The sequence below is a fragment of the Psychrobacter sp. P11F6 genome, assembly GCF_001435295.1.
Classification (GTDB): Bacteria; Pseudomonadota; Gammaproteobacteria; order Pseudomonadales; family Moraxellaceae; genus Psychrobacter.
This window is the reverse complement of record NZ_CM003594.1, coordinates 585,516-605,853: the sequence shown is the minus strand read 5'-3', so window position 1 is coordinate 605,853 and position 20,338 is coordinate 585,516. Positions and strand designations below refer to the sequence as shown.

The 20,338-nt window shown below is 42.2% G+C and carries 17 protein-coding genes; 10 read left to right on the top strand and 7 right to left on the bottom strand.

What is annotated here, in order from left to right; translation table 11 throughout:
• Window positions 1–91: 91 nt before the first annotated feature.
• The 3 genes from AK822_RS02535 to AK822_RS02525 form a co-directional block, all read right to left on the bottom strand.
• Entirely contained in the window at window positions 92–946 is an 855-nt protein-coding gene (locus tag AK822_RS02535) for an RsiV family protein (protein ID WP_060490461.1), read from the bottom strand.
• Window positions 947–1,159: 213 nt separating this feature from the next.
• Entirely contained in the window at window positions 1,160–2,755 is a 1,596-nt protein-coding gene (locus AK822_RS02530) for a peptide chain release factor 3 (protein WP_045453786.1), read from the bottom strand.
• Window positions 2,756–2,943: 188 nt separating this feature from the next.
• Window positions 2,944–3,867, bottom strand: a complete 924-nt coding sequence (locus tag AK822_RS02525; RefSeq protein WP_060490460.1) for a hypothetical protein — start codon at window positions 3,865–3,867, stop codon at window positions 2,944–2,946.
• 279 nt (window positions 3,868–4,146) lie between these two features.
• Between AK822_RS02525 and AK822_RS02520 the strand changes: the two genes are divergently transcribed.
• From AK822_RS02520 to AK822_RS15235, 3 genes are all read left to right on the top strand, one after another.
• Window positions 4,147–4,560 carry an organic hydroperoxide resistance protein gene (locus tag AK822_RS02520; protein ID WP_060490459.1) on the top strand — a complete coding sequence of 138 codons (414 nt, stop codon included), beginning with the start codon at window positions 4,147–4,149 and terminating at the stop codon, window positions 4,558–4,560.
• Window positions 4,561–4,757: 197 nt separating this feature from the next.
• The gene (gene polA / locus AK822_RS02515) at window positions 4,758–7,748 is read left to right on the top strand and encodes a DNA polymerase I (RefSeq protein ID WP_416202328.1); all 2,991 of its coding nucleotides are present in this window, start codon (window positions 4,758–4,760) and stop codon (window positions 7,746–7,748) included.
• A gap of 415 nt (window positions 7,749–8,163) precedes the next feature.
• Window positions 8,164–8,670, top strand: coding sequence for a WG repeat-containing protein (locus AK822_RS15235; protein ID WP_087945673.1), 507 nt, complete (start codon window positions 8,164–8,166; stop codon window positions 8,668–8,670).
• A gap of 28 nt (window positions 8,671–8,698) precedes the next feature.
• Here AK822_RS15235 and AK822_RS02500 read toward each other — a convergent pair whose 3' ends face one another.
• The gene (locus AK822_RS02500; RefSeq protein ID WP_060490456.1) at window positions 8,699–9,475 is read right to left on the bottom strand and encodes a hypothetical protein; all 777 of its coding nucleotides are present in this window, start codon (window positions 9,473–9,475) and stop codon (window positions 8,699–8,701) included.
• A gap of 92 nt (window positions 9,476–9,567) precedes the next feature.
• Between AK822_RS02500 and AK822_RS02495 the strand changes: the two genes are divergently transcribed.
• The 3 genes from AK822_RS02495 (at window position 9,568) to AK822_RS02485 (ending at window position 12,596) form a co-directional block, all read left to right on the top strand.
• Window positions 9,568–10,716 (top strand): hypothetical protein, encoded by a 1,149-nt coding sequence (locus AK822_RS02495; protein ID WP_060490455.1) that lies wholly within the window; start codon window positions 9,568–9,570, stop codon window positions 10,714–10,716.
• Between the two features lie 251 nt (window positions 10,717–10,967).
• Window positions 10,968–11,516, top strand: coding sequence for a hypothetical protein (locus tag AK822_RS02490; protein WP_228139051.1), 549 nt, complete (start codon window positions 10,968–10,970; stop codon window positions 11,514–11,516).
• A gap of 294 nt (window positions 11,517–11,810) precedes the next feature.
• The gene (locus tag AK822_RS02485) at window positions 11,811–12,596 is read left to right on the top strand and encodes an SDR family NAD(P)-dependent oxidoreductase (RefSeq protein WP_060490453.1); all 786 of its coding nucleotides are present in this window, start codon (window positions 11,811–11,813) and stop codon (window positions 12,594–12,596) included.
• Between the two features lie 65 nt (window positions 12,597–12,661).
• Here the strand turns inward: AK822_RS02485 and AK822_RS02480 are convergent, their stop codons facing one another.
• Window positions 12,662–13,963 (bottom strand): right-handed parallel beta-helix repeat-containing protein, encoded by a 1,302-nt coding sequence (locus tag AK822_RS02480; protein ID WP_060490452.1) that lies wholly within the window; start codon window positions 13,961–13,963, stop codon window positions 12,662–12,664.
• A gap of 199 nt (window positions 13,964–14,162) precedes the next feature.
• On the opposite strand from AK822_RS02480, the gene AK822_RS02475 reads away from it, so the two are divergent.
• Window positions 14,163–14,495: a hypothetical protein gene (locus tag AK822_RS02475; protein ID WP_060490451.1), complete on the top strand. Its 333-nt coding sequence runs from the start codon at window positions 14,163–14,165 to the stop codon at window positions 14,493–14,495.
• Window positions 14,496–14,613: 118 nt separating this feature from the next.
• Here the strand turns inward: AK822_RS02475 and AK822_RS02470 are convergent, their stop codons facing one another.
• Together AK822_RS02470 and hemH are read right to left on the bottom strand one after the other, a co-directional pair.
• Window positions 14,614–15,429 (bottom strand): BPSS1780 family membrane protein, encoded by an 816-nt coding sequence (locus AK822_RS02470; RefSeq protein WP_060490450.1) that lies wholly within the window; start codon window positions 15,427–15,429, stop codon window positions 14,614–14,616.
• Between the two features lie 193 nt (window positions 15,430–15,622).
• Window positions 15,623–16,642: a ferrochelatase gene (gene hemH, locus AK822_RS02465; protein WP_060490449.1), complete on the bottom strand. Its 1,020-nt coding sequence runs from the start codon at window positions 16,640–16,642 to the stop codon at window positions 15,623–15,625.
• Window positions 16,643–17,140: 498 nt separating this feature from the next.
• Here hemH and metX point away from each other — a divergent pair, with 498 nt between their 5' ends.
• The 3 genes from metX (at window position 17,141) to AK822_RS02450 (ending at window position 20,255) form a co-directional block, all read left to right on the top strand.
• Entirely contained in the window at window positions 17,141–18,499 is a 1,359-nt protein-coding gene (gene metX, locus AK822_RS02460) for a homoserine O-acetyltransferase MetX (protein WP_060492150.1), read from the top strand.
• Window positions 18,496–19,113: a methionine biosynthesis protein MetW gene (gene metW / locus AK822_RS02455; RefSeq protein ID WP_060490448.1), complete on the top strand. Its 618-nt coding sequence runs from the start codon at window positions 18,496–18,498 to the stop codon at window positions 19,111–19,113. Before metX ends, metW begins: the two co-directional genes overlap by 4 nt.
• 560 nt (window positions 19,114–19,673) lie before the next feature.
• The gene (locus AK822_RS02450) at window positions 19,674–20,255 is read left to right on the top strand and encodes a tetratricopeptide repeat protein (RefSeq protein WP_045443681.1); all 582 of its coding nucleotides are present in this window, start codon (window positions 19,674–19,676) and stop codon (window positions 20,253–20,255) included.
• Window positions 20,256–20,338 lie beyond the last annotated feature (83 nt).

Genomic DNA, 20,338 nt, shown 5'->3' with positions numbered 1-20,338 from the left:
AATGGTTTTAGATAAATCATTGCCAATTTTTTAAGAGATTTTACGATTTTTTTAATATAAACCGTAATAAGTTATGCAATGACCCTCCGAACTATTTAGGTATAAAGTGCGGCTTTATGACGCCGTCGAGCTTACTGTACGGAATACTAAGTACCGGCATGCCATAAGCATATGGGCCGATAGAATAATGCTGATAACGGATATCGATGCCTTTGTCCGTCAGTGTCACATTGTCACTTAAGGTAAATGGCCAGTTTTTCTCATAACTGCTGACATCGTCGTCAACCGTTTTGACCCACGTTTTATAAGCATCATAAGCAAGCGCTTTAAAACGTGATTCCTTGCCTGATTGAAGCATATCCTCAAGCTTGATTTGTTTTTTGGTGCCAAGGTCAAATATTAAGTATTCGCTATAAGGCATGCCATGAGCGCCACCAGTAAAGACATAAGTATTGATTTCAAACAGTTCAAAATCACTGACATGACCTAAATACTCAGGCGTTACCATTAAACTATAAGCCCATGAACTGCCCTCTGGCATATCTATGAACTGTGAGCTGGCAAAGTCATCAATGGCGGCTTTCACCATTGTCTGATTGACATTCGTTTTGATAGGCGCAGATTCAGTCGGTTTACTATTGACAACTAAATTATTAATACGCGCATTGGCGATATCATTGATCCAACCGTGATTGGTCTTCAGATATTTGATGTCAATCTCTGGACAGTTATCGCGCTCAACACACTGTGCTTGCACTTTTTTAGGCAGCTCATATTCTAGATAATCCGTGCTACTGATGAGATTACCTGCATTGGCAGGCATCGCGATGCTACCTAGCAGTAAACTGCCGGCAAGCAGTCTCAGCAGACGACTACGACTTGCTGTCATCGATAAATGCGGATTCATTATTGGCTGATTGATATCAATTTGATTCGCAGCGTTCATATATCCTCTTTTATAAACATAAGATGTTACTTGATATTCTACCGTAACAATTACGATGTATTGTAGGAACACTGTTTGTGTTTTTAGGATTTTGCTGTCTCCTGCTAACGAATAGCTACCTACCCTCTCTCGTTTAATGCCTAAATCTAAGCTAATAAAAAAGACACGGCTGGCGTGTCTTAAAAGATAAACTAACTCGTGAAATGATGGATTTTAATGCTCACGAGTATTACTAAAAGTGACTTCTGGATAGCGATCTTGCATCAGCTGCAAGTTGACCCGTGATGGGGCTAGATACGTTAAATAACCACCGCCATCTAGCGACAACTGGTCATGGGCTTTGCGTTTGAATTTCGCCAATGCCACTTCATCATCACAATGAATCCAGCGTACGGTGGCAATCGATACCGGCTCAAAGATACACTGTACTTTATACTCTTCTTTGAGACGATGCGCGACCACTTCAAACTGTAGTACACCAACCGCACCCAAGATTAAATCGTTGTTAATCTGCGGCATAAAGACCTGTGTCGCGCCCTCTTCGCTTAGCTGCTGTAGCCCTTTTTGCAAGGCTTTCGATTTGAGCGGATCTTTTAGAATGACACGGCGGAACAATTCAGGCGCGAAATGCGGAATACCCGTAAAATTCAGCTCCTCGCCTTCGGTAAAACTGTCACCGATAGAGATGGTGCCGTGATTATGCAAACCGATGATATCACCCGGATACGCTTCTTCTAACGCTTCGCGATCCCCTGCCAAAAAGGTCAGTGCATCGGCAATACGTACATCTTTACCCAAACGCACATGCTTTAGCTTCATGCCTTTTTCATACTTGCCTGAACACACGCGTAAAAATGCAATGCGATCACGATGGCGTGGGTCCATGTTGGCCTGAATTTTAAAGACAAAACCACTAAAATCTGTTTCTGTTGCCGCTACTTCACGCTCATTGGTCGGATGCGACTTGGGTGGCGGTGCATATTTTATCAAGGTATCAAGTACCATGTTTACGCCAAAGTTGCCCAATGCTGTACCGAACAATACTGGCGTCATCTCACCCGCTAAGAACGCCTCAACGCTAAATTCTTCTAACGCCATTTGTACCAGCTCAAGTGACTCTTCGAAGGCATCAAACATCAATTGACCCAAACGCTCACGGATATCTGGATAATCATAGCCCGCGCGGGTCTCAGAGACTGTCATCTTGCCGCCATTACCTTTTTCATAAAGGTAGGTCTTATTTTCGGTCAGATGGTAGACACCAACGAAATCTTGTCCCATACCGATAGGCCAAGTCACTGGAATACATTTAATTTTTAACACTGCCTCAATCTCGCTAAGCAGCTCAAGTGGCTCACGAATTTGACGATCCAGCTTGTTGACAAATGAGATGATTGGCGTGTCGCGCATGCGGCAGACTTCCATCAGCTTGATCGTTCGCTCTTCGACCCCTTTAGCCCCATCAACCATCATCAGCGCGCTATCCACAGCGGTCAAGGTGCGATAGGTGTCTTCACTAAAATCGGCGTGACCCGGTGTATCCAATAGATTGACCACATGGTCTTGATAAGGAAACTGCATGACAGAAGTGGTGATCGAGATACCACGCTCTTGCTCCATACTCATCCAATCTGATGTCGCATGGCGATCTGTTTTGCGGCCTTTGACCTCACCTACTACCTGAATTGCCTGACCCCATAACAGTAACTTTTCAGTCATGGTGGTCTTACCTGCATCGGGATGCGAGATAATGGCGAAAGTACGGCGTTTAGCCACTTCTTTGTTTAATTTCTTTGGATCTACGCTCATAATTTTTGGCTTCAACCTTAACTTCAAAAAGGCTGTCTTTTAGACAGTAATCTAACTAAATAGAATAAATAATGAGCGTATTGTAGCGGATTTAGCGTCAAGGTGCAGAATTAGCGCATAAAAAAACACTCCCTAGATAGTCAAATAGAGAGTGTTAGTCATTTTTTTAACATGATGCGTTTTTAAGATTAATAGTAGCGTTTGATTTGTGCGGCCAAGAAATCTCCTGCGACTTCATTGACTATCGTACAATCCACCACACCGCGAATACTGTTGGTATTCGGATTTATCACACCTTTGGCAACATAGTTTGCTTCATAAATAGCATTTTTATCATCCGTGCTATCGTTATATTCGACCCCATTGTACTGATAAGCAGGCTGATTCCGGTATTCAAAGAACGTCACTTGTGCCGCTTTTTGCTTATTGCCTATGCCTACACCAAACTCAGAGGTTCTGTAGCCTCTATCATCGCTAAAGCGGTCTTCAGCTGCATCAATCCACTTATCGAGCGATGTATATCCCGTCTTGTTTTTGTCGTTAAAGGCTAAAAACGAGCGTTCGCTCTCGACTACTGGAATATAGCAAACAGAGCCTATTGGAAACTCTGCATTAGCTGGAATCTTAGGATAATTATTTAAGTCGGTGAGAATACCGCGACTGTTATTTATGTTGGTACCAGCGCTATAACTGTTTGCCTGCAAGCCTGATAGATTAAGCGTCTTATAAGTGGTTTCGTAGTCTAGCTTGTTATTACTGTCTTTTTCATAGATAGGACGTTTGACAGTGCGGTTATCAACTTCAATATTTTTATTATCCAGTCGCCCTTCAAAATTGTCTGATAATACCGTTCTGTCCAAAGTATTCAAACCTTGATTACTATAATTATTAACGATATTTTTTATCTTTATTTCACGCTCACCAGTACGGTAGGTCTCATCGATGCGTGCAATAGCACTATCTTTCGCTTGCTTATCATAGCTATTGTCAAAGCTGGTCAGCGTAATCTTATTACTACCCGAACCATAAATACCATCATCCTCCCCACCGCAGCCAGCAAGGGTAAATGTTAGCAAAGAAAGTGCAATAGGTAACACCATTGATTTATTCATCGAATAAGACCTTTATTGGTTAGATTTTTTATCATCTATTTTGATAACTTTATTTTTTACAGCTATATTCCTATATTACATTAATACTTCTGTTACTTATAGCGATTAAGCTTTTCTTGCGATAGTTAAATGCAGCTAAAGATTCTACTAACAGTTCACTTACAAATCCACAGTATATACTTACGACTGACCTATATTGCTCATGCACTGGTTTGTTATGCTGAATCCCCTATCAAAATTTATTGCTAAAACATAAAAACTCACAACAAAGGATATGTTATGAAAACACTATATTCCACCAAAGCAACAGTTACTGGCGGCCGTACAGGTAATGCCAGTCTGCAAGACAGTGATTTGACGATTAATATGGTCGCGCCGGGTTCCAGTAAAGACGGTAATAATCCAGAGCAATTATTTGCGATGGGCTATGCCGCTTGCTTTGATGGCGCACTTGCTGCGGTCAAAGGGGCAGAAAAAGCAAAGTTTGACTCTACCACTGAAGTATCCGTAGATTTAATGAAAGGTGAAGGCTTAGATTTTCAATTAGCCGTGAAAATTCATGTTACTGCTGAAAACACAGAGCTATCAGCGGATGAGTTCCAAAAGTTGGTCGAAAAAGCCAATAAAGTTTGCCCATATTCTAAAGCGACTCACGGTAATATCGATAGTGAAGTGACTTCAGAAGTGAGATAGATTTTTAACAATAACAATGTCGGCTTTATCTATAAGAGAGCTCAGTGAATACTGGGTTCTTTTTTTATGAGCGTCTGTCAGCAGTAGAAATATCATAACTATCGAGAAGTTCGGCAAGGTCTGATTTTATCGTTATAATGGAAGCATCGTTTTATCTGATATTTACTCTATCTGATACCTAATAATAAGTGACCTTTATGACTGACCATATGACCGACTCCTCCGCAGACAATAACCACAACTCGCATCAAGCGCTTGACCCTAAAGCCTTACCAAATTTTGATGCCATGCCCAACGTAGCGACTATGGACACCAGTCACGTGGACAAAAATCAGCCACCTTTTATTTTGGTTGATGGCTCTTATTATCTGTTTCGCACGTATCACGCCTTGCCAAAAACCATGCAAAACTCGCAGGGGCTGATAACGAATGCCATCCGTGGCACGCTCAATGCGCTACTAAAACTGATGCGTCGATATCATCCTACTCACATGGCGGTCTGTTTTGATACCAAGTCACCCACTTTTCGCCATCATATGTCTGCTGATTATAAGGCGGCGCGTCCACCCATCGACATAGAGCTGGTGGAGCAAATTCCTTATATCCATCGCTTGGTAACCGCTTTGGGCATTCCACTGTTACGCATCGAAGGTGCAGAAGCGGATGACATTATCGGCACACTGGCGCACCGTGCGGTCGAGCAAGGTCATCATGTGGTTATCTCAACCGGCGATAAAGACATGATGCAACTGGTCAATGACTGCGTCATATTGGAAGACAGCTTCACGGGTAAAGTAACGGACACCCAAGCGGTCATCGAAAAATTCGGTATTAATCCAAACCAAATGATTGATTTTTTGACCTTAATGGGTGATGCTTCTGACGGTATTAAAGGCGTGCCCGGTATCGGTAAAAAGACGGCGAAAGACTTGCTCGTTGAGTACGGTGATATCGACAATATGTTAAAGCATATTGGCTTTATTAAAGGACGCGGCGCTAAAGGTTTGATTGAGCACGCCGATGATATCCCGTTTAATGCAAAACTGGCCACTATCGTGACAGACTTAGATATCGGTCAAGATTGGAACGATTTAAAAATCGATACTGATCCTTGTGCCCATATAGATGAATTGCGCGAGTTATATAGCGAGCTTGAGTTTAGAAATGAGCTTGCTTCTCTTGACCACCCAAACCATCCAGCCAATGCTAATGGGAACGGCGCACAAAGTGTTGCAAGTAGCCAAGCAGATGCTGAATCACAAGCACAAGTTGCCAAATCTCTGCAATCATCCAATATTGAAAATGTCCAAAACGGTAAACAGCATGATAGAGCGTGGCATACTGTGCTCGACGAACCAGCTTTTGAGAGTCTGGTTCATTTACTCGAGTCTGCACCACATTTTGTCATCGATACCGAAACCACTAGCGTCCATTGGCGTCAAGCACAAATCGTCGGTTTGTCTTTTGCGGTACAAACGCATGAAGCCTATTACATACCACTGACACATGCGCTAGAGGGTGACGAGCTGACGGCTAAACAGCTCGACCGCGATAGCGTTTTAACACGTCTAAAACCTATTTTAGAAAACCCAAATATCGGTAAAATCGGTCAGCATTTAAAATACGATGCGCATATCCTCAGTCATTATGATATCGACCTCATAGGTGCATTACACGAGCAGCCCAATAACTGGGCAATGGATACCATGCTTGCCAGCTACGTGATTAATGCCGCTATCACTCGTCATGGCATGGATGATTTGGCACGCCATTATCTACAAACCCAAACCATCAGCTATGAAGATGTCGCTGGTAAAGGCGCTAAGCAAGTTACCTTTGATCAAGTCGCCATCGATATTGCTAGCGACTATGCTTGTGAAGATGCTGACATTACTTATCAGCTATTTGAGGTGTTCAGCGTTGAGCTGGCGAACGATGCCAATAATGCCAAATTACTACACGAGCTAGAAATACCAACCGCCGAAATACTTTGTCAAATGGAAGCAAGCGGCATTCTTATTAAGCGCCCATTTTTAAATGAGCTATCGAAACGCTTCGATGAAGAAATTATCGCGCTAGAAAAACGCGCTTATGAAGTGGCAGGAGAAGAGTTTAACCTCGGCTCACCGAAGCAGCTTGGTGAGATGCTATTTGAAAAACTCGGCGTTCCGGGTGGCAAAAAGACCAAATCAGGTCAATACTCTACTGGTGAAGCCGTACTGTCAAAAATCGATCACCCATTGGTCGATATCACCTTAGAATATCGCGGTCTATCTAAGCTCAAAAGCACTTATACCGATGCGCTTGATAATGTCGCAGATAGCGAAACTGATCGCGTCCATACCAGCTATCATCAAGCACTGACCAGTACTGGGCGTTTGTCTTCGACTGATCCCAATTTACAAAATATTCCGATTCGTACTGCGACTGGGCGCTTGATTCGTCAAGCCTTTATCGCCCCAGAAGGTCGCGTTATTTTAGCGGCGGATTATTCACAAATTGAATTGCGTCTCATGGCACATTTCTCAGGCGATAAAAACTTAACTGACGCCTTTAATGAAGGGTTAGATATTCACGCTGCGACTGCTGCTGAAGTACTTGGCAAAGATGTCGCAGACATCACGCCAACTGAACGCCGTAATGCCAAAGCCATTAATTTTGGTCTGCTATACGGTATGAGCGCCTTTGGACTTGCCAAGCAATTGCAAATGAGCCGCAATGAGGCACAAGATTATATCGATATGTACTTTGATCGCTATCCGGGTGTCAAAAACTATATGATTAATACTCGCGCCAGTGCTCACGAGCAAGGCTATGTCGAGACGATATTGGGTCGTAAGCTCTACACGCCTGATATCACTCATAGCAACCGTATGGTCAAGCAAGGCGCTGAACGTGCTGCGATTAATGCGCCACTCCAAGGCTCAGCGGCAGATTTAATCAAGCTGGCTATGATTGCCGTCGATAAAGTACTGCCAAAAGCGCAAGCCAAAATGCTGCTACAAGTCCATGATGAATTGGTGTTTGAAGTGGATAGTGACAAGGTAGATGAGATTAGCCAACTCATTACTAATGCAATGCAAGACGTCTTGACGACCACTGCCGTTGAAAAAGGCTGGAATGTGGACTTTGCTGTGCCGTTATTGGTTGAGACGGGTGCTGGCGAGAATTGGGATGAGGCGCATTAAGCGTTTTTGTATAATAAAACAGCTCAAGACCTAACGTTTTTATTTTATAGGATATGGGCTGTTCTTTAGATTGCCCATATCATACCCAATCGATAGTATCTAATTCGTAGGAGCTGACGTTGATAACTAAGGATTCTGTTATCAAACAATTATTGACCACACTCATCCTAGCTTTTAGCTTGTCTTTAAGTAATTACGCAATAGCATGCGGATTATTGCCAGGATATAAGTTGTCGAAGGGAGTAAGTTGGGGTGAGCTATGTGACTTCAATGAAGGTTTAGCAAGTGCTCAGAAAGATGGGAAATATGGTTTTATTGATAAATAAGCCAATATCATCGTTCCATTCAGTTATAACTTTACTGCTGAGTTTTCTGAAGGACTCGCCATCGTTAAAAAAATGAACATCATGGATACATCAACAAAAAAAACCAAGTCATTATTCCGATAATATATGATGATGTCAGACCTTTTTCTGAAAGTAAGGCGGCTGTTGAATACGAGGGTAAATGGGGTGTTATTAATGATACTGGCGAACTTACTATTCCATATCAGTTTGACGAAATCAGGTATTTCTCAGAAGGACTAGCACCTGTAAGAAAGGATGAACTGTGGGGTTATATTGATAGCAGTGGAAAGACTGTTGTACCCTTAAACTATCTGAATGCTGGTTCGTTTCATAATGGCTTGGCAGTCGTGGTAAAAGAGAATGGTTATGGCATGATAAATAAAGATAATAAAATAATCGTACCAACGGAGTATGATATGCCTATTTTCACTGGTAATGATTACATAGATACTTTTAAATTTATGAAAGGCAATAATTTTTACTATTTTGATTCACAAGGCAATCTTTTAGCTGTTAGCAATTACCTCGACACAACACCTAAAATGATACGTGTTCGGCAAATATTAAAACAGTAAACACTCAATATAATAAGTACTTTTCATCTTAACTTTTATCATCTGGCAAGTTAAACGTCTGTGTCTGCTCGTTGAACTCTACAATAAAGCTATCTGTACCTTTATCCAGACTAGAGGGTATTGGCTCGTAGTTGTTATCATAAAGACCGTGTTCGTAATCGACAGTGACTTTTAAGGGATAAAAGCCTTGAGTCATAACCCCACCTGTATTGATACTAACATCACTTTCAGCTTCACCATATGACGATTTACTCATAAGCTCATACGAATAATCTAAATCCAATCTTGCCACTTCTTCGACTTTACCACTTGTCATAGCAGCGTACATACTCCAAAAACAATTGGTTTGACCACCTGCACCGGAGCCACAAAACTTACCTACCCAACCGTACCTATCAGCACCCACTTCTCTTAAATCGAAACCTATCAGCTGACTTCGACCTGCTCCACCATTTCTTATGTAAGGCTCGCTTGCAGATACTACCCAAGAATTGCCTAATTTATAAAGTATGAATAAACCGCCAAATCCTGGTGTCACTCGTGCACCATCTTCCACCGTATCACCAGAAACCAAAACATATAAAGTATCTACTCCCTCGATGTTTTTAAATTCATAATGCTTAGGAGCAAGGCAATAGGTTTCTGAGCCGTCGTCATATAAGGTACAACCACGCAACTTATCATAGCTTGAACTGTAATAAACACTCATAATTCTTTCAACAGCTTGCCTGACATCAATAGATATTTCAGCATGTGCTGAAGACAAGACCATCAGAAACAAGCTTACAATGATTAAAAATTTCATATAATAGCGCCTCTATATGTATGTGCTTAACGACCTATGGCATAATACTTTTGTTTGTCCTTTTTAGCTACCCAAAGTAATTGAAGCTCTCCATGATTAAACCAGCAAATCTCAACACCATTACCCTTTACACACTTGCCAGCTTAAGTTTATGCACGCAAGCATGGGCGGATACTACGCCCACCACAGAGCCGAAAGTCGAACCGCTAAAATCTGACACAGCTTCGTTATCTCATGACGCTAACGCTAATCGAGATGAAAACCTCAATCAATTTGGCTATCTACCTCAATCTACCGAGCAGTCTGCTCCATCAGTACAAGGAGCACAAAACTGGACGGACGAACGCCGTGAAGATGTCCAAGAACAGCTGCATGAATGGGCACACAAAATGGACGGTTGGGTCGGCGAACCGGATCCCAAAAAACCCGCCAAAGCCAGTTTACGAGTTGTACTAGATACCCGCTGGGTCAACAATCCACAATCAGGCAGTGACGTGAGCGTTGAACCTAGAATTCGCGGCCGTTTACGATTGCCAGTGTTAGAAAAAAGATTGAGCCTGATTATCGGTGATGAGGATTTAGATGAAGATACTTTCTTAAAACAGAATGTGACGGGCGATACTTACCAAGCAAGTACCAATAACCAAGACGGACTCGTCAACAGGAGAAAAACGCGAGAAGACAATGGTTCTATCGCCCTTCGTTGGTCACGTTTTAGTCATGAGGTTGAGCAGCAGTTAGGGGTCAAAACAGATATCGATGTCGGGGTTCGCTCGCTCGATGACTTATACGTAAAAGTAAGCGTCGATAAAGACTGGTATGACAACAAAAAATGGACTGTCACTAGTGATAGTTACTATCGTTATGGACTCGATAGTGAGCACTATGCAAAAGGCGGGCTAAATCTGCAATATGGCACAAATGCTGAGCGGTTCATCAATAATCGCACCGCCATCCGTTATCGCAATCAAGACAATGAAGAAAGCACAGACTGGAGCAATGATCTCAGACAAGTGCACTATTTGGGCAATGAAAAACAGCTGGCTTATGGTGTCTCTACTGGCGGTTACTTTGACCATGAAAAATCAACATTAAACAGCTATGGCCCTGCTATAAGCTACCGCCAACCCGTTTGGCGAGAGTGGCTTTATGTACAAACAGAGCTAAATTATTACAATGATAAAACAGCGGATAAGGACCATTACCCGTCAGCATTATTACGGATGGAAGCCTTATTTTAACCCTACTATCTATTGAATTGGTTGTATCGTCATAGGTATAAATAGCCGATAGCAATGTGCATAATAAAGGGCATTTGTTTGCTATTGTTAACAATGACATATGACTTATTAGTTATATTAAATAACGTTATAGCGCTGACATTGGCGTTATAATAGCGGCTTATTGCGTTATATGTCATTGGATAATGTTCGGTCTAAAGTGAGCCTTTGTGCTCACTTTTTTTATTTTAAAAAATCAGGAGGTTTTTATTTTGAGTTCAGATGGCATCATTGAAATCCCTGGCATTATTATTTTATTCGCCTGTCTGCTACGTTGCGTGCAGTATTTACGACAGAGCTCTGCCACAAATACATTTAAAAAGATTCGAGCTTTTTGGTTGGCAGCGGTGCTGGTATTCTTTGCTGTGATACGCCGTGAGTTAAATTATCTACCAGACTTATTGGTTCCCACTGACTTTGTGTTGTTCAGCCATTCTTATGACTGGTGGGAAGACCTCGTCCTGACCATCGTTTATGTGCTGATCGTTGGTTTATTGGCTTATTCATGGCGTTATCTTTGGGCAATATTAAAAAAAGTACCCGTTTCTTTGTATGTTAGCGTCGCTTCCTTGGCATTATTAGAATATATGGGCGAAAACGCCATTATGATTCCCGAAGCTTTGGGCGTCATTACAGAAGAGCTGTCAGAGACTGCTATTTATGGCATTGCCTTGATTTATTTGTGGCGCTTAAACTTAAACGAGTACGACTGTCAAGTAGAAGAGACGAGCGAGCTGCATTGTCAAACGGCTTCACACTAACGCAGAGTGTCTCTGCTAACAGTGATAAATACTCGTTATATTAATTACCATGCGCTCTACATCAATAGTTATACTCTCTAGCAAAATATATTTAGACGAATTTGTTATACTACAGTCGGTTCAATTTAAAAATAGTACAAGGCAACCGAGTGTAGATGTATATTTAATACCTCAAGCGAGGCTAACGCAGTAATATTATTATAGTGGAATGACTATAATAATAAGTCCGAGGGATAAGCATCCTAATATACGACCTCGATTTACTCATGATTAATAACGATTAAGTCACTTATTATGAATATATTGATTACAGGCGCATCACGTGGTATCGGCTTGGCCACCGCCAAAAAGCTGGCGGAAAAAGGCCACAATATTGGGTTATTTGCGACCAATACTGCCACACTTGAAAGCGCCATTAAAGACAAATCTTTTAAGAAAGCCGTCAAACAACAGCGTGTTATCACAGGTCAGCTGGATGTCACCCAGCCTGACTCGTGGGACAATGCGATCAATCAAATGATTGAACATTTCGGTGGTATTGATGCACTCATTAATAATGCTGGGGTGCTAGTCAGTGGCGCATTACCAACGACCAACTTGGATGAGCAGCTGGCTTTAATTGACGTCAACTGTAAAGGTGTTTTGATTGGCTGTCATAAACTGGCGCCTTATCTGGCTGATAGCAAAGACGGCAAAATTATCAATGTGTCCTCTGCTTCTGCTATCTATGGTCAACCCGAAGTTGCGACTTATGCGGCCAGTAAGTTTTTTGTGCGAGGTCTCACAGAAGGCCTTAATATTGAGTACGAAAAATTGGGTATCAAGGTGATCGATGTGATGCCGCTGTGGGTCAAATCTGACATGACTGCCGATATCGAAGTGACCAGTATGGATCGCTTGGGCATCCATCTAACGGTCAACGATGTCGCCAAAACATTGTGTAAATTGACGACCAGTCCCAATCGTAAACTCAAAAGTACGCATTACTCTGTGGGCATGCCAGCAAAACTCTTTCAAGCAGTCTCGCAAGTCACGCCAGATTCTGTAATCCGCTGGGTCAATACCAAGGTTGGTGCGTAATAACAACATCACCTATTCGTTATACTGTTGTTTACCGATAACGCTTATTTAATATAAAACCACACTTACGGCTGCTCAATATGAGTAGCCGTTTTGCTTGCCTCACGAATTTTTATGGCTTGCTCAGCGCTCTTATCAATAAAAACATTATTTTTAATAACGGTATTTTTTATCGCCCCTGCTGCGCTGTCTTCCCGAATTTCAGAACCGACATAAATGGGCAAACGCACATTCGCTGCAAACTTATTGCCAGCTATTAGCGTGCCGTCATCCTCTACGATGATGCCCTGCTCGACTTGCTCAAATCGATTATCGATGATCTGATAGTCCTTAGCACTGTCTAAATGATAGCTGGCAAATGGCGTTTGCTTAAGCAAATAAGCGCCGCATTCAAAACCTTTGAGATTGCGTGACTGTCTTGATGCGACCCAAACCCCGACTGGCTCGTCGTTAAAAATATTGCCACGAATTATATTGTCTCGGCTCGACTCGGTACGCTTAAAATGATTGCCCCGCGTACTGTCATCGGCATGCTCAAAGCAATTGCGATACAGCAAAATACTGCCTGCCCCATTATGGATAAATTGATTGTTTTCGATACGGTTATTACTCGACGAATCAACTGCTATCGCCTCACGATTGGGCTTAAAGGTACGGAAACCATTACCGACAAACACCGAATTTTTAATCACGTTATCGCGGCTACCAAATTCCAGATATAATCCAACGGTGCCTGCATTTTGAATACGTACTTTATCAAAGCTCACGCCATGCACATGATCACCGACGAACATGCCACTATTGATACTGTTTTGACTACTCACATTAATCACACGAATATCGCTTGGTGCAAGCGCACGATTGGCAGCAGGGTCTATCAAGCCGCGCGCATAACGCTGGTTGGGCTGGCTATATTGGCGAATATGTAGCGCATGACCATAGCCATCCACATGACAATTGGCAACGGTAATATCTTCGATAGCGCTATCTGTTTTGGGCTTAATCATAATTGCGCTGGCCGTTGACGCATCATCAGTACTGGTACTGAGTAGTGCGCCCTGACAGTCAAGGGAGCTGTGCGAATCATTCAACTCAAAGCGTATCGACTTGGCTGTTAAATCACAGCTTGCACTGAGTACGCTGTGACCTTTTACCTTAACTATTTGCTTCGGCGTTAATTGTGCGCAGTCTATGGCTGTCGTGTCTTTTGGCAGTTTGGCATCGATAATTAACGGCTGTTTTAAATCAGCATTATCCAAGCTGCTATGGGCGCTGCTACCAGAAAAAGGTACACCTTCACAAGCAGTCAAACCTATTGTGGCACTGATTAAGGATATTGTGACGAACAACCTACTACTTGATACCATCGTATATTTCCTATTTTTATGTCTATCTTGTACTTGTCTTACATTTTTTGAACATCCTGTGACACCTTACTACTATTAGCAAGCGTCATAACACGTCACAATGTTTTTAATAAAGTCACAATGCTTTTAATAAATAAATCTTAATAAGTAAAATCAGTCACATCCATTAATAATAACTATCAATAATAAGGAAACCATGATGGACCATTCAAAAAGCCCATTACCAGAAGTAATGGATCACATTGAAGGTGATACGGACATCAATAATAACAGCCAAGAAATTGATTTGGCTGACCCTATGTTGCATACCATTGATAATGATGATGTCATTGACAATAGCGCAGGATTCGACAACTCACAAGCCGGAAGTGATGCAATTCAAGGGCTAACCCCTATCCATCATCAAAATATAGACGAATCGCGAATCGATGAAGTATTAGTGGACGATAATTTGGATGACAGCGATTACCCAGATATTGTCGATATCGCTGATAGAGATGCGGCGGAACGTAGTAATGATGACGATTTTTAACCACGCTCTTTCATGATAAAAAAGCTTTCAAACAATAAAAAAGCACGCTCGATATAATGGGCGTGCTTTTTTATTGTGCCTACTGTACTTCTGATACTAGGGTCTGTTAAACAACCAACTATAGCGCTGACAATGGCTGATCTGTCCAAACGTCTCGGTAACTGGTGTAGTAGGTAATCATACCTATTGGAAGCAGTGCTAACATACCTAGTCCTAGTGTAAAAACTACCATCAATATCATTATTATAGGAGCAATTAACCAAAAAACGAAAAATGGTAAGATATTTTTTAAACATCCTTTAAAACTCATTTTCATTGCCTGAACAGGCTCAGTGTTGTGAAGCACAATTAAAGCAGGTGCAAACCAGATAGCCATAAGTACAGGAAATAATAGTACAAAAACCAATAAAACACCCAATACCATACCTGCAATCGCAACGTCACTTGACTCCTGAGCTAAAGACAAAGCCATACCACCGAATATAATCAGCATAGGTATCATTGCAACAATAACAGCTACTAAATACAAGACGAATAAAATAACTAATGGCTTGAGATGCGTATAAAAAGCTGAAAAAAGATGGTCAAACCTCAGCTCATTACCTATAGCTTGATCGGCACAACCTTTTATTATTCCACCAACAAAAACAAAGGAAAGAAAAGGAAAAATGAAATTTATCACGGGTACGCTACTACCAATCATAGCAATGATTAAATAAACAACACCAATAGCTAACCATAATAAAAATTGATCTTTAAATATTGCAAATGCTTTGGTAATCCAACTTATACCCCATCCTGCTTGGCACATTCGAGGTTCTACCAATAACTGCGGTAATAGGCCGCCATACTCGTCAGTGGGCGGTAAGTTCGGTGGTTGACCGTTAGGTTTTTGTAGAGACACAGAGGGTTGTGAATAATTGGAGCTGGACATATTTATCCTCAAAAATAAAGTTAAGCAAACGTAAAATTGACAATGACACAAAAGTTTATTTGGCATAGTTTTACATATCAGTCACCAAAAATCCCAACTTTATTCTATTTTAATCAAATTCATTAAAATCATTTAGTCAAAAAAATACCGAACATGATATCCGGTATTTTTTTATGATTTAAAAAAAATGCTATTACGCCCAACCATCTAGCGTTCCCGCCCAGCCTTTGACCAATGGCGCACTGAGCGCTTCGAGCAAATCAATGTGCGCCTCATCCAAGTTCAATGCGGGAATATAGTGATATTCTTGTCCACCCGCGTGAAGAAAGTTTTCACGATTTTCGATGGCCAGCTCTTCTAGCGTTTCCAGACAATCAGCAGAAAAAGCTGGACTAATGACTTGTACCGAGCGCACACCTGACTTGCCCCAATCTTCTAGTACCACATCGGTATAGGGCTTGACCCATTCTTGCTTGCCAAAGCGTGATTGAAAACTGATAATCCATTCGTCATCCTTTAGACCAAGCGCGTGAGCCACTTGCGCGGCGGTACATTTACAACGCTTAGGATACGGATCACCTTTATCAGCATAAGGCTGCGGGATACCGTGGAAGCTAAACATCAGCTTGTCAGGCTTGCCATGCTCTGCTTGAAAGCGGCGAATCGAATCAGCCAATGCTTGAATGTACAGCGGATGCGCAAAGTAATCTTTGACAATAGTATAGTTCGGCAAATTGCGCTGCTTGAGCGTCCACTTCGTCAGTGCATCGTAAACAGCGCCACCAGAGGAAGCAGAATACTGTGGAAATAATGGCAAGATAACAAAGTGATCAACGCCTTCACCGCGCAAGGTATCCATCACATCAGGCAAACCAGGATTGCCATAGCTCATCGCCGGATGGACAGAAACCCGAAATGGTGCGGCACTATTTGCAAGCCGTGGTTCCAATAGCTCCACTTGGCTCTTTAGTATCTTACGAATCGGTGAGTCGCCTTCCCAAATACTGGCATAGGCTTTTGCCACACGTTTAGGGCGGCTTGGCAATACAAACAAATTGAGAATAATCGCCCACAAGAATTTCGGAATCTCGATGACACGGGGGTCAGACAAAAACTGTTTTAAGTAACGACGTACGGCAGGCGCTGTTGGCTCATCTGGCGTACCTAGGTTCACTAATAGGACGGCAATACGGGGAGGCAGTTCAGGTTTCATAGCAGCACTATTTTATTATTAGGTTAGTTAAAGAAGAATATGCGATAAAAGATTATTAAGTCATGATTGATTAAATGCTTTATTAGTGTAGCATTTTATCCATTAATAACGCATGGTAAAAGCACCCTTATACAATTTGATACTTAGTTGCTATTTATTGCTATTTATGGATAGTCATCAATCATTGATTCACCCTAACTCTTCTCTACCTACCACCCATCGTCCCTAAGAACCATGCTTAAAAGACTATGCTCAAAAGACTCGCTCGACGGTTGTACTCCTACGCGCATCACCATACAATAGGCAAGCACATTGTAAGAAAAACATTTAAAAAACAGTGTCGGCAAAGCAGTATTGGCAACACTGCCTATCGACAGTTTGCCCTTTTTATTTTATTGATAATTGTTGTCTTGCGAGGTAGCTTTGAACGCACGCCCTAATAATACCAGTGACCAGTCCCCGACAGATACGCTTCATTCGGCCAGCTTAGTGAATACCGTGGACTCAGTCGGTTCAGTCGGAATTATCACGCCTCAGATTTTTCATTTCGCTGAGCCGTTGACGTTAGAATGTAATCGTACTTTGCCATCGTTTGATTTAATCATCGAAACTTATGGCACGCTAAATAGCGACAAATCAAACGCGGTACTCATTTGCCACGCCCTATCCGGCAGTCATCACGCGGCAGGTTTCCATAGTGCTGATGATAAAAAGGCTGGCTGGTGGGACAATATGATTGGCCCTAATAAAGCGATCGACACCAATCGGTTTTATGTCGTATGTGTCAACAACATCGGCAGCTGTTTCGGCTCTACTGGTCCAACGACCATTAATCCAGATAGCAATGAACCGCAAGTTTATGGTCCTGACTTTCCGCTCGTCACTATTAAGGACTGGGTAAAAACCCAAGCGATGCTCTCAGATCGTCTCGGTATTGACGTTTGGCATGCCATTGTTGGTGGTTCTATGGGTGGTATGCAGGCGCTGCAATGGTCAGTTGATTATCCAAATCGGTTAAAACGCTGCGTGGTCATTGCCAGCACGCCAAAGCTCTCAGCACAGAATATCGCCTTTAACGAAGTGGCGCGGCAGTCGATATTGTCTGACCCTGATTTTAAAGAGGGACGTTACTTACAAGCAGGCACCTACCCTCGTCGCGGGCTAATATTGGCTCGGATGGTTGGGCATATCACTTACTTAACCGATGACGCGATGAAGGCGAAATTTGGTCGTGATTTAAAGTCTGGCAAATTTATGTATGGCTACGATGTTGAGTTTCAAGTGGAAAGCTATTTACGCTATCAAGGCGAGCGCTTTAGCGAAAATTTCGATGCCAATACTTATTTGCTTATGACTAAAGCTTTAGATTATTTTGATCCAACACGTGACTATCCATCAGCCATGGCAACAGATTCGACAGAATCAGCAGCACAGCTTAAGGACTCGATTGCCACATCAGTGGAATCTAGTAAACAAAGCACGCAACCTGCGTTAGAAGATACGGTGGCAACGATAGATGAGAGTGAACAGAATCGTCAGCTAGAGCTTTCTGCGCTCAAAGCGGCCTTTGCCCATACACAATGCCAATACTTGGTGGTCTCATTTACCACGGATTGGCGCTTTGCACCGGAGCGCTCACAAGAGATTGTCGATGCGCTGATGGCGACTGGCAAACCAGTTAGCTACATCAATGTCGATGCGCCGCATGGTCATGATTCTTTTTTATTTGATATTCCTCGTTATATGGGTGCCGTCCGAGGATTTTTGACTGCGCCATTTATCACCGACAGCAAATCAAAACAACCAGCACAAAGCACAAATCAAAGCAGCCAGCAAAAATCAGGAGCACGCTCATGAGAATGGATCATCAATTGGCTGAGCGCTGGATTGCGCCGCACTCACATGTACTGGACTTGGGCTGCGGCAATGGTGAGCTACTCGCGCATTTACAACAAAATCGCGGCGTCACTGGCTACGGACTTGAGATTGACGAAGAAAAAATCAACGATGGTATCGCCAAAGGCTTATCTATCATCGAGCAAGACTTGAATGATGGTCTGGCACGTTTCGCTGATAACAGTTTCGACACCGTCGTCATGGCACGGGCGCTGCAAGCGGTGAAATCGCCTGATGTGCTCTTACTTGACATGCTACGTGTTGCTCGCGAAGCCGTCATCACCTTCCCTAACTTTGCTCATTGGCAAAACCGCATTCATTTAGGACTTAAAGGGATGATGCCTGTCTCAGAGGCATTGCCTTATGAGTGGTATAACACCCCAAACATTCATCTGTGTACGTTTAAAGATTTTGAGCAGCTTTGTGCACAGCATGATATTCATATCGTCAACCGCTTTGCCGTCAGCGATTCTGAAAAAGGTCATACGCCACTTATGAAAGCATTGATACGCCAAGCACCCAACCTATTGGCAGACGTCGCTATCTATCGTGTCACCAAACAAAAATCTGAATAATAGGGTTATCTACTTAGGGCGTGTCTTTATTTTAAAAATGGTGATAAAAATGAGATAAATTGCCGTCAAACAAGGAAAGTAGCGCAAATAATATCGAGATATTGCTAAGCTATTTGACGATATTTGGCAAAATTTAACCATTTTTGCCCATTTAGAGGATAATGGATTGAATTGAGGACACGCCCTAACATTGATTGAAAGCGATAGCACAGCTCATAAATACAAATTTTAACCTTAATAGCTGGTTAATTTATTCTTACGCTTAAGTAACTCTATGATTTTATTGAGGACAATGAGGTATGAATACGCATTAAATCATGTAATTAGTATTTGAGTTTCGTAAGTTTGGGTGTTAAGCTAGCAAAATAGCGTCAATCGCACCCTGATTCTGACCGTTTATCGGTTCGATTAAAGGAATTTGCCACACTACATCGATTAATTATATTGCTAATGATTAGGTAAGTTGGTATCGCAAGATTTCACCTAATTGTTATCGCCATCTAAATTCTTTTAGCGGTGCAACTTTTTTTGCTTATTAACTGCCTAATTTTGGAGCTGCTATGAAATTATTAAAAGCTGCGTTGTTTACTGCCTTATTTTCTTGTGCAGGTCTAGCAAACGCTGAGTTAATATCAAACGTGCCACTTGATACGTCACGTTTTGAGCTAATGCCAGTCAGTGAGCTGTCTAACCGCGCTGCCCAAGGTAACGATCACGCTCAGTTTTATTTAGCCAAGCGCTTACAGAAAGGCGAAGGCATTGCAAAGAATACCCAACAAGCTATCCAGTGGTATACCAAAGCGGCTCAGCAAGGCGTTGCCCCTGCTCAGTTGAATCTTGCCATCATGTATTTGCGTGGTGAAGGTGTGCAGCCTAACTTGCAACAAGCGAAAGTTTGGTTAGAAAAAGCCGCTATGCGTGGCGATAACCGTGCCAGCTATACCCTTGCATTGCTCGATGAAAAGCAAAAAAATCTCGTCGATGCTTATAAATGGTACGATTTGGCTGCCCGTGATGGTATGCTTGATGAAAAAGTACGTAATAAAGCACGCGGTAAAATTGGTCAGTTGGCATTGAACTTGTCAAGTTCAGACATCGCTAGCGCTCGTAGCAAAGCCGATACTTGGTTCCAGAGTAAGTAAACACTAATTTTGCTTTACGCAGTGAATATAAAACAAGCTCAGTATTTTACTGGGCTTTTTTGTTGTCTATTTTTATTATCATT

Coding starts and splice junctions, on each gene's coding strand:
- AK822_RS02500 (WP_060490456.1), bottom strand. CDS start 9,475: ATGAAATTTTTAATCATTGTAAGCTTGTTTCTGATGGTCTTGTCTTCA.
- polA (WP_416202328.1), top strand. CDS start 4,758: ATGACTGACCATATGACCGACTCCTCCGCAGACAATAACCACAACTCG.
- AK822_RS02475 (WP_060490451.1), top strand. CDS start 14,163: ATGGACCATTCAAAAAGCCCATTACCAGAAGTAATGGATCACATTGAA.
- AK822_RS02470 (WP_060490450.1), bottom strand. CDS start 15,429: ATGTCCAGCTCCAATTATTCACAACCCTCTGTGTCTCTACAAAAACCT.
- AK822_RS02535 (WP_060490461.1), bottom strand. CDS start 946: ATGAACGCTGCGAATCAAATTGATATCAATCAGCCAATAATGAATCCG.
- AK822_RS02450 (WP_045443681.1), top strand. CDS start 19,674: ATGAAATTATTAAAAGCTGCGTTGTTTACTGCCTTATTTTCTTGTGCA.
- metW (WP_060490448.1), top strand. CDS start 18,496: ATGAGAATGGATCATCAATTGGCTGAGCGCTGGATTGCGCCGCACTCA.
- AK822_RS02520 (WP_060490459.1), top strand. CDS start 4,147: ATGAAAACACTATATTCCACCAAAGCAACAGTTACTGGCGGCCGTACA.
- AK822_RS02485 (WP_060490453.1), top strand. CDS start 11,811: ATGAATATATTGATTACAGGCGCATCACGTGGTATCGGCTTGGCCACC.
- AK822_RS02495 (WP_060490455.1), top strand. CDS start 9,568: ATGATTAAACCAGCAAATCTCAACACCATTACCCTTTACACACTTGCC.
- AK822_RS02530 (WP_045453786.1), bottom strand. CDS start 2,755: ATGAGCGTAGATCCAAAGAAATTAAACAAAGAAGTGGCTAAACGCCGT.
- AK822_RS02525 (WP_060490460.1), bottom strand. CDS start 3,867: ATGAATAAATCAATGGTGTTACCTATTGCACTTTCTTTGCTAACATTT.
- AK822_RS02480 (WP_060490452.1), bottom strand. CDS start 13,963: ATGGTATCAAGTAGTAGGTTGTTCGTCACAATATCCTTAATCAGTGCC.
- hemH (WP_060490449.1), bottom strand. CDS start 16,642: ATGAAACCTGAACTGCCTCCCCGTATTGCCGTCCTATTAGTGAACCTA.